At 50.9% G+C, this 9,517-nt stretch carries 8 protein-coding genes and 2 pseudogenes; all 10 read left to right on the forward strand.

What is annotated here, in order from left to right; all coding sequences use genetic code 11:
- Positions 1–237 (forward strand): annotated as a pseudogene (locus HW443_RS06285) (phosphoglucomutase/phosphomannomutase family protein); the annotation flags it as partial.
- Positions 224–1,306, forward strand: a complete 1,083-nt coding sequence (locus HW443_RS06290) for a bifunctional phosphoglucose/phosphomannose isomerase (protein ID WP_176237993.1) — start codon at positions 224–226, stop codon at positions 1,304–1,306. The pseudogene HW443_RS06285 and the gene HW443_RS06290, both read left to right, overlap by 14 nt.
- Before the next feature lie 72 nt (positions 1,307–1,378).
- Positions 1,379–2,449, forward strand: a complete 1,071-nt coding sequence (gene mtnA, locus HW443_RS06295; RefSeq protein ID WP_176236971.1) for an S-methyl-5-thioribose-1-phosphate isomerase — start codon at positions 1,379–1,381, stop codon at positions 2,447–2,449.
- Between the two features lie 10 nt (positions 2,450–2,459).
- Positions 2,460–2,627 (forward strand): annotated as a pseudogene (locus tag HW443_RS13905) (nucleotidyltransferase family protein); the annotation flags it as partial.
- 19 nt (positions 2,628–2,646) lie between these two features.
- Entirely contained in the window at positions 2,647–3,561 is a 915-nt protein-coding gene (locus HW443_RS13910; RefSeq protein ID WP_407079819.1) for a sugar phosphate nucleotidyltransferase, read from the forward strand.
- A gap of 14 nt (positions 3,562–3,575) precedes the next feature.
- A complete protein-coding gene (locus tag HW443_RS06305; protein WP_176236130.1) occupies positions 3,576–4,313 on the forward strand; it encodes a ComF family protein in 738 nt (245 codons plus the stop codon).
- A gap of 97 nt (positions 4,314–4,410) precedes the next feature.
- Positions 4,411–4,614: a cold-shock protein gene (locus HW443_RS06310; RefSeq protein WP_176232054.1), complete on the forward strand. Its 204-nt coding sequence runs from the start codon at positions 4,411–4,413 to the stop codon at positions 4,612–4,614.
- Positions 4,615–4,761: 147 nt separating this feature from the next.
- On the forward strand, positions 4,762–5,310 hold the full coding sequence (hpf, locus tag HW443_RS06315) for a ribosome hibernation-promoting factor, HPF/YfiA family (protein ID WP_176237994.1): 549 nt from the start codon (positions 4,762–4,764) through the stop codon (positions 5,308–5,310).
- A 337-nt stretch (positions 5,311–5,647) separates the two neighbouring features.
- Complete coding sequence (secA, locus tag HW443_RS06320; protein WP_176235855.1) at positions 5,648–8,143, forward strand: preprotein translocase subunit SecA; 2,496 nt, start codon at positions 5,648–5,650, stop codon at positions 8,141–8,143.
- An 18-nt stretch (positions 8,144–8,161) separates the two neighbouring features.
- Positions 8,162–9,263 (forward strand): peptide chain release factor 2 gene (prfB, locus tag HW443_RS06325; RefSeq protein ID WP_407079600.1). Its coding sequence is split into 2 segments (ribosomal slippage): positions 8,162–8,221 and positions 8,223–9,263, totalling 1,101 coding nucleotides; the frame shifts between segments, so codons are not numbered across the junction.
- Positions 9,264–9,517 lie beyond the last annotated feature (254 nt).

Below are 9,517 nucleotides of genomic sequence, written 5' to 3' on the forward strand. Positions count from 1 at the left end.
GGGAGAAAGAGGGAGATTCAGAAAGAGCTGAGCTTCTTTGATCCAGGCCCCCGGTTGGGGGAAAAGGTCAAGGAGATAAGCCGCATCGATGGGCTTAAGTATATCTTTCAGGATCACAGTTGGTTGATGATTCGGCCTTCCGGCACAGAACATGTGGTACGTATCTATGCGGAGGCCTCAAGTGAGGAGAGATTAAGGAACTTGATGGAGGTGGGATTAGATTTTGTCAGGGGATAGAGAAGATATTCTGGACAATTACCAGGAGATAAGAAAGATAGATGTCCAGGGCATGTTGGAGATAGTGGAGGACTTTCCCAATCAGTGTATTCAAGCCGTGGAGATAGCCAAAGGAACGGATTTCTCGGGAGTGTCCGGCCCCTTTTCCTGCCTTTTAGTGCAGGGAGTGGGAGGGTCGGGAGTTAGTGGAGATCTGGTAAAAGCTCTGGTGGAGGAGGCTTTAGAGGTACCATTTCTGGTCAACAAAAGATATGGAACTCCTGGTTTTGTGGGTGAGTCGACCCTGGTCTTTGCGGTCAGTTACTCTGGAAACACCGAGGAGACTCTGATCCCCCTTCGGGACATTCTTTTCCGAGGGGCGGAGCTTATTTGCCTGACCTCTGGAGGTCAGTTGGCCGCCTTTGCTCGACAGAATGGTAAAGTTTTGATAGAGTTGCCCGGAGGGCTGCAACCCAGGGCAGCCATAGGTTATCTCTTTCTTCCCCTTCTTCTCTCCCTGGGCGAGCTGGGTATTTTTAAGATAGAAGAGGCGGATCTGGAGGAAAGCCTTGAGGTGTTGTCGGATATGGCCGAGGCGCTGGCTTTCCGGACTCCGGCCAGAGACAATCAGGCCAAGAAACTGGCCGCACTTCTATGGGGTAAGCTACCCATAGCCTACGGAAGTGAGGGCATAAGCGGGGCTGCAGCCCTGCGTTGGAAATGCCAGTTTAATGAGAATAGCAAGATCCCCTCTTTCTGGAATAGCTTCCCCGAGCTGAACCACAATGAGACCGTGGGTTGGGAGCTACTAAAAGACATTACCCGAAGATTCGCCCTGGTCCTGTTGCAGGATAAGAAGGGAAGAGTCAGAAATGCCCAGAGAATGGAGATAACCAAAGAATTGGTCAAAAAACAATTCGGACTGGTAACTGCGGTCAAAGCCAGGGGAGAGTCTCCCCTGGCCCAGTTGCTTAGCCTGATCTATCTGGGAGATGTTACCAGTGTCTATCTGGCTATTCTCAATGAGGTGGATCCCACGCCGGTGGAACGGATCAGAGCGCTCAAGGAAAATCTGGCCAGGTTGGGATGAATCTCTGGATCAAGAAAAGAGGCCGTCCAGTCATTTGGGGGCACCCCTTTGGACCAAGAGAGTAATTCCCTCATGAAAGTAGATCCTGTCAGAACCATAGAGTGGATGGGTAACTCCGTCCGACTTATAGATCAGCGTCTTTTACCGCGGCAAGAGAAGTATATCACCTGTCCGGATCACCTCTCGGTAGCCAGAGCCATCAAGGGGATGGCCATTCGGGGAGCACCGGCCATTGGGGTCGCCGCTGCTTTCGGCGTGGCCCTGGCGGCTCTGAAAGGTCGTAAAAGAAGTAAAGATCTCTTCCTGCAGGATGTAGAAGAAGCCTGCCAGATTCTGTCTCGCACCCGGCCCACGGCAGTCAACCTGTTCTGGGCCCTGGATCGAATGAAAAGGATTATGCAGCAAAACCGAGATCAGTCCGTAGAAAGCATTATCCTTTCTCTGGTGGATGAAGCCAGAAGAATTTATGAGGAGGATATTGAAATCAACAGAAAGATTGGAGAAAAGGGAGCTGAGCTTATCCGGTCCGGCTCCAACCTGCTTACCCATTGTAACACCGGTGCTCTGGCCACCGCAGGATACTACGGCACTGCTCTGGGAGTGATCAGAACTGCCTTTCTTCAGGGCAAACAGATCCACGTTTATGTGGATGAGACCAGACCCTTCCTGCAGGGGGCCAGGCTGACGGCGTGGGAGTTAATGAGAGAGAAGATTCCCATGACTCTGATCACCGACAACATGGCTGGCTATTTTATGTCTCGGGGAAAGATCGATGCTGTCCTGGTGGGAGCGGACAGGATAGCTTGTAACGGGGATACTGCTAACAAAATCGGAACCTATAGCCTTTCGGTTCTGGCCAGAGAGAACGGAGTGCCCTTTTATGTGGTTGCTCCTACCTCCACCATAGACCCGAAGATCGATAGCGGAGAAGAAATTGTCATTGAAGAGAGAGACCATCATGAGGTGGTGATGATCAATGACCGAAGAATTGCTCCAGAGGGGGTACAGGTGGCCAACCCTGCCTTTGACATCACGCCGGAGGGAAATATAAGCGCTATCATCACCGAAGCAGGGGTGTTCTATCCACCCTTTAAGGAAAAAATAGCAGAGTTAAGTCTTTTTCAGGAAGGAGAAGAGAAATGAGATGAAAACCATGATTTTGGCTGCCGGTCTGGGGACTCGCCTGAGGCCTCTTACAGAGTCCATTTCCAAACCCATGGCCCCCATAGTCAACAAGCCAGTCATGGAGCATATCCTGGAGCTTCTGGCTGCCCATGGTCTGATCAAGGTCATTGCCAATCTTCATTGCCACGCTGAGGCCATCCGGGCCTATTTTAAGGATGGCTCTCTATGGAATATCGAGCTGTCCTACTCCTACGAGGAACAACTCCGGGGGACGGCTGGGGGGGGTCAAAAAGGCGGCTGGATTTCTCAAAGGAGACACCTTTCTGATCATCAGCGGAGATGCCCTCACCGATTTGAACCTTACCAATCTGATCAAGTTTCACCAAAAGCAGGGCACTATTGCCACTATAGTTCTTACTCAGGTTGAGGACCCCTCCGACTATGGAGTAGTGCTCATAGATGAGGAAAACCAAATTACTGGATTTCAGGAGAAACCGCCCCGGGAAAACGCCCTCAGTAATCTGGCCAACAGCGGTATTTATGTATTTGAGCCGGAGATCTTTGACCTCATTCCAGAAGGGGTGTTCTATGACTTCGGCCGGGATCTCTTTCCTCTTCTTCTAGAGAAGAAAATCCCCTTCTGCGGCTACACTCATTCTGATTACTGGAACGATGTGGGTGACCTGGAAATGTATCAGCAGGGAAATTTTGATGCCCTTTCGGGGAAGGTGAAGGTGAAAATACCAGGGACTCTGGTCCAGGAGGGAATTTGGGTGGGAGAGGACTGTGAGATTCAGGAGGGAGTTATTATGGCTCCCCCCATCTGTATCGGCAATAATTGCTTGATCAAGAAGAATGCCAAACTGCTGGGGCCGGTGATCATTGGCAATGATACAGTAGTGGATGAGAGAGCGGTACTCTACAAAGGTATAAAATGGGGAAGTGGCTACATTGGCAAAGATGCCAGCCTCATCGGAGGAATAATGGGATATGCCACTTTTCTTAAGGACCAGTCGGCAGTTCTGCAGAATGCGGTGGTGGGGTCAGGATGTGTCATTGAGGGTGGAACCATCATTCATTCTAGCGTCAAAGTAATGCCCAATCAGATCGTAGAAAATGATCGCCACTGAGGCAGCATAGATAGATGAGCCGGAGAGAGAGTGGTCTCCTTTTCAAACTGTGGGAAGGACTTCGGGATCTGGTCTATCCTCCGGTCTGTGCCGTCTGCGGAAGCCCTGAGGAGAATTTTCTATGTAGCAGTTGTATGGAGCAACTGGAAAAGATTCACGAGCCCTGCTGTCTCTGGTGCGGTGCACCTGCCTCCGCACCAGTAGCGGACTGTTATGAGTGTCGCAACCGGGATTTTTTCTTTGAAAAAGCCAGGGCTTATGGTCTGTATGAGGGCAAACTGGGGGAGATGATCAAGAAATTCAAATTCAAGGGGGTTCGAGATCTCCACCCTGTTCTGGCTTCCTTCATTCACCAGACTTATCAGGAATTCTTTGGAAATGAGAAGTTTGACTTTCTGGAATTTGTCCCCCTGTCCAAAAAGAGACTTCGGGAAAGAGGTTTTAACCAGTCGGAACTACTGGCAAGGTCTCTTTCCTTGCGGACCGGGATACCTCTGTCCGGGGCTTTGGTTAAGACGAGAGAGACCGGAGACCAGGCCAGGGTGGGCAATTATGGGGAGCGGGAGGGGAACGTGAAGGATGCCTTTGCGCTCAAAGATAGAGGAGTTATGAGAGGCAAAAGTATTCTGCTTATTGACGATGTTTACACTACCGGGGCCACGGTGAATGAGTGTGCCGCGGCTCTCAAGAGGGGCGGAGCATACCGGGTGTGTGTGCTGACTCTGGCCCGCAGTGTCAAAAATGGCCCCTAGGAGCCGGGTCGGAAAGTGGGGAACATAGAAATTGCAGGTGTACCGTTCTCAAAAATATAGAAGTTGCAGGTGTACCATTCTCGCATAGGAGGTAGTGATGAAAACGGGCAAAGTGAAATGGTTCTCTACGGAGAAAGGCTACGGATTTATCCAGCAGGAGGATGGGCAGGACGTCTTTGTCCACTTCACCGCTATTGCCGGTGAGGGCTTTAGAAGTCTCTCCGAGGGTGATGTGGTGCAGTTCGAGATAGTGGAAGGGGAGCGAGGTCCCCAGGCCGCTAACGTGACCAAGATCTCATGATCTATCTTCTGTAGCCACTCCGGAGAGCTGGTTGGGTTACCCTTCGTGAGTCCATGCTGCTGACCGGCCTCCTCTTGCCGGATGTGAGCATTTTACCCATAATGGTCAGGTTAAAAAGTCGACTTTGGAAAAACAGGGGGGAAAGTTTTGGACATTCGGATCAAGAGTAGGAACACCGAGCTTACCGATGCCTTGAGGGAGTATACTTTAGATAAAATAAAAAAGGTAAGAAAGTATTTTGATGGCATACTGGAGATGGAGGTGGAATTAACCTATGAGAAGAACCCCAGTATATCCCAGAGCCACATTGCCGAGGTGACTGTTTTTACCAAAGGACCAGTCATCCGAGCTGTAGTGGCCAGTCCGGATATGTATGCCTCTATCGATCAGGTAGTAGATAAACTGGAGAGGCAGATCAAAAAATATAAGGGCAAGTTGATTGATAGAACCCAGCAGCCCAGGTCTACTAAACTTGTAGCCGATCTGTACAACAACAGCAGGTCTGCCGGGGAACCGAAGATTGTCAAAGTGAAGCAGTTTGCTATCAAACCTATGACGCCAGAGGCAGCGGCGCTGCAAATGGAACTTTTGGGCCACGACTTCTATGTCTTTACCAATTCGGAGACGGAAGAAATCAATGTGGTCTATAGAAGGAAGGATAATAACTATGGGCTGATCGAGCCCATTTATCAGTAATTTCTGGGAAAGTCCTCAGCCGCGAAATACCTTTAATGAGATTGATTAAGTAGCGCTAGCCTATCTTTTGCACCGCGAAATTGGAGCGGAGCCGTATAGCGAGCAAGGGAGGGCCAGGAAAAAGGAGGCCGCATGTCTGAGCGTAGCGAGCGACAGCGAGCGGAGCGAGTTTGCGGCCTCCCCGAGCCCGACCGCAGCGAGCGGGTACCCACGGAGCCGTAGGCTCGGTGGGTGTAGCGACTTGAGCGGTGCGGAAGGTAGGCTGGCTACAGTGAGCCGGTTTTTTCTGGATAATCGCCTGAATTTATGGGCTCTTTGCAGATCTGGTGATGAGAATATGGTTAACCTACTCAGCAAGGTCCTGAGCTTTGGCGAAGGCCGAGAAATGAAGCGCCTTTGGAAAAAAGTAGGAAGGATCAACTCTCTGGAAGAAGAGATATCCCGTCTTTCCGATGAGGATTTGGCCCGAAAGACCGTAGAATTTCGAGAGCGATTTGACCAGGGAGAAAGTTTGGATGACCTTTTGTACGAGACCTTCGCAGTGGTACGAGAGGTAGCCAAAAGAACCCTGAACATGCGCCATTTTGATGTGCAAATTCTGGGCGGGATCGTTCTCCATGAAGGGAAAATAGCGGAGATGAAGACCGGGGAAGGAAAAACCCTGGTAGCCACCCTCCCCATATATCTGAACTCTCTGGAAGGAAAGGGAATTCATCTGGTCACGGTCAATGACTATCTGGCCAAAAGGGATAGCCAGTGGATGGGACCCATCTATAAATTTCTGGGTCTTGAGGTAGGCCTTCTTCAGCATGACCTGCCTGCCTCGGAGAGGAAAGTAGCCTACCGGGCTGACGTGGCCTATGGAACTAACAGTGAGTTTGGTTTTGATTATCTGCGGGACAACATGGTTACCAGCCTGCCGGACAAAGTGCAGCGGGGACACCATTTTGCCATCGTGGACGAGGTGGATAGCATTCTCATAGACGAGGCCAGGACTCCTCTTATTATATCCGGACCGGCAGAGGAGTCCACGGAAATCTACTATCAGTTCGCCCGCATAGTCCCTCGACTAAAGGTGGGGGAGGACTATGAGATAGAGGAAAAGACCAGGACCGCCTCCATCGGCGAAGAGGGAGTACTCAAAGTAGAGAAAATGCTGGGAGTGGACAACCTGTATGAGCATGAGAATACTCGACTGGTTCACCATCTCAATCAGGCCCTGCGAGCCCATGCTCTGTTCAAGCGCGACGTGGACTACATTGTCAAAAATGGTGAAGTTATCATCGTGGATGAGTTTACTGGCCGCCTTATGCCTGGCCGCCGATATTCGGAAGGACTTCATCAAGCCATTGAGGCCAGGGAGGGAGTGCGCATAAGGCAGGAAAACCAGACTCTGGCCACCATTACTCTGCAAAACTACTTCCGGATGTATGAGAAGTTGGCTGGCATGACTGGTACCGCAGCCACCGAGGCTGAGGAGTTCAGGAAGATATACAAGATGGACACAGTGGTGATACCCACCAATGAGCCCATGATTCGTATCGATATGCCGGACGTGGTTTACAAGACCGAAGATATTAAATTCGGGGCCGTGGTGGATGAGATAGTTAGAAGACATGAGAAAGGACAACCAGTTCTGGTAGGAACCATATCTATAGAGAAATCAGAAAGATTGAGCAAGTTACTCAAGAAGAGGGGCATCCCTCACCAGGTTCTCAATGCTAAATATCACGAGAAGGAAGCGGAGATAATCGCTCTGGCGGGCAGAAAAGGCACCGTGACCATTGCTACCAACATGGCTGGCCGAGGTGTGGACATCGTTCTGGAGGAAGGGGTGCCAGATCTGGGCGGCCTTCATATTATCGGTACGGAACGACATGAAAGCAGGAGAATAGATAATCAGTTACGAGGCAGGTCTGGGCGGCAGGGAGATCCTGGATCCTCTCAATTTTTCCTCTCTCTGGAGGATGACCTGATGAAGATGTTTGGTATGGATCGGGTCCGGCCCCTCATGGATAGATTTAACTTTCCCGAGGATGAGCCTATTAGTCACAATCTGGTCAGCAAGTCCATTGAGACTGCCCAGAAACAGGTCGAGTCCAGAAATTTCAACATCCGCAAGAATGTTCTGGAATACGACGATGTTATGAATAAGCAAAGGGAGGTCATCTACCAGCAGAGGGATCGGATCCTGGAGGGGGATGATCTCAGCGATAAAGTAAATGAGATGACAGCAGAAGTGGTAGGTTCGGTGCTAAGAGCCTTTACCAGCAATAGCTCCTATCCCGAGGAATGGGATCTGGAGGGGATGTTATCCTATCTTTGCTCCATTATCCCGGTGGAAGTGCGGGGATCAGATTACGATCTGGAAGATCTGACGCCGGGGCGCCTGGAGGAAGATCTGGTGGGCAAAGCCCTCGATCTTTACCAGAAGCGGGAAGAAGAAATAGGGGCCGAGACTTTGCGGCAACTGGAGAGATATATCATGCTCCGGGTTATCGATAACCGGTGGCGAGAACATCTCTACGAAATGGACTACCTCAAGGAGGGCATAGGTCTGCGGGCCATTGGGCAGAGGGATCCTCTGGTAGAGTATAAGCACGAGGGCTACGAGATGTTTCAGGCCATGATCCAGAACATGAAAGAGGATATAGTCAGATATCTGTTCCGGGTAAAGGTGGCGAAAGAGGAGGCCAGGCCGCAGCCTCTCAGGCTGGTTACCAGCCAGCCTGCAGCGAAAAAACAGACTACGGTGCACAGAGTGAAGGTGGGACGCAACGATCCCTGTCCCTGTGGCAGTGGCAAGAAGTATAAAAAATGTTGTGGAAGATAACCGCTACAGGAGAGGAACATGCTACAAAACTACAAAGATGAGATATTGGAGTTAAGAAAAAAACTTAAGGAGCTGGGTGATTGCCTTTGACCTGAGGAAGGCCAGGGAGGAAGTCAAGAAACTGGAGAGAGCATCATCCCGGCCTGGTTTCTGGGATGACAAGACCCAGGCCCAGAAGTCTATGGAGAGAATGTCTGGCCTGAAGGGAGAGATAGAATCGTACCAGATGCTGGAAGAGGAGATAGAAGATCTCCTGGTTCTCAACCAACTGGCGGTGGAGGAATCTGATCCGGAGGCCAGCCGGGAGGTGGAAGAAAAGCTGGAAATTCTGACCCGGAGGGTGGAGGAATTAGAGATAGAAAAGCTCTTTGCTGATGAGCTGGATCAGAATGATGCTGTTCTGATTATCCATCCCGGTGCCGGAGGAGTGGACTCCCAGGATTGGGCGGAAATGCTTCTCAGAATGTACATTCGTTGGACAGACAGAAGGGAGATGAAAGCCGACATCCTGGATCTTCTTCCAGGAGATGAGGCCGGGATTAAGAGCGTTACCCTGTCCGTCAGCGGCAAATATGCTTTTGGACTTCTAAAGGCAGAAAAAGGTGTTCATAGACTGGTGAGGCTTTCCCCCTTTGATGCTTCCAATCGAAGACATACCTCTTTTGCCTCAGTGGATGTCACCCCCTTGATTGATGATTCCATCCGGGTAGAGATTGACAAAAAAGATCTGCGCATCGAGACTTTCCGGTCCAGTGGGCCAGGGGGACAACATGTCAATGTGACCGACTCCGCAGTAAGAATCACTCACTTACCCACAGGCATTGTGGTTCAGTGTCAGAAGGAAAGATCCCAGATCTCTAACCGCCAGACGGCCCTCAAAGTTCTGAGGTCTAAGCTTTACCAAAGAGAGAGGCAACTGCGGGCTAAAGAGATGGAGATGGAGCGGGAAGCTAAAAAAGAGATCGCCTGGGGAAGCCAGATCAGAAGCTATGTCCTCCACCCCTATCAACTGGTGAAGGACCACCGCACCGAACTGGAGAAAGGTAATGTGGAGGCTGTGCTGGATGGAGATATCGATGAGTTCATAGAGGCTTATCTCAAGATGTCGACGCGATCCTGATGGCCTGGTGGGCTGTCATACCTGGGGTCTGCCATTTGGGTAGACAGAGAAGAGATTCTCTATCACGTTAGAGTAATCCTATCTTTCGCACGGCGAAATTGGAGCGGAGCCGTATAGCGAGCAAGGGAGGGCCAGGAAAAAGGAGGCCGCATGTCTGAGCGAAAGCGAGTTTGCGGCCTCCCCGAGCCCGACCGCAGCGAGCGGGTACCCACGGAGCCGTAGGCTCGGTGGGTGTAGCGACTTGAGCGGTGCGA

The organism is Candidatus Hakubella thermalkaliphila (genome assembly GCF_013281975.1).
Taxonomy (GTDB): domain Bacteria; phylum Actinomycetota; class Humimicrobiia; order Hakubellales; family Hakubellaceae; genus Hakubella; species Hakubella thermalkaliphila.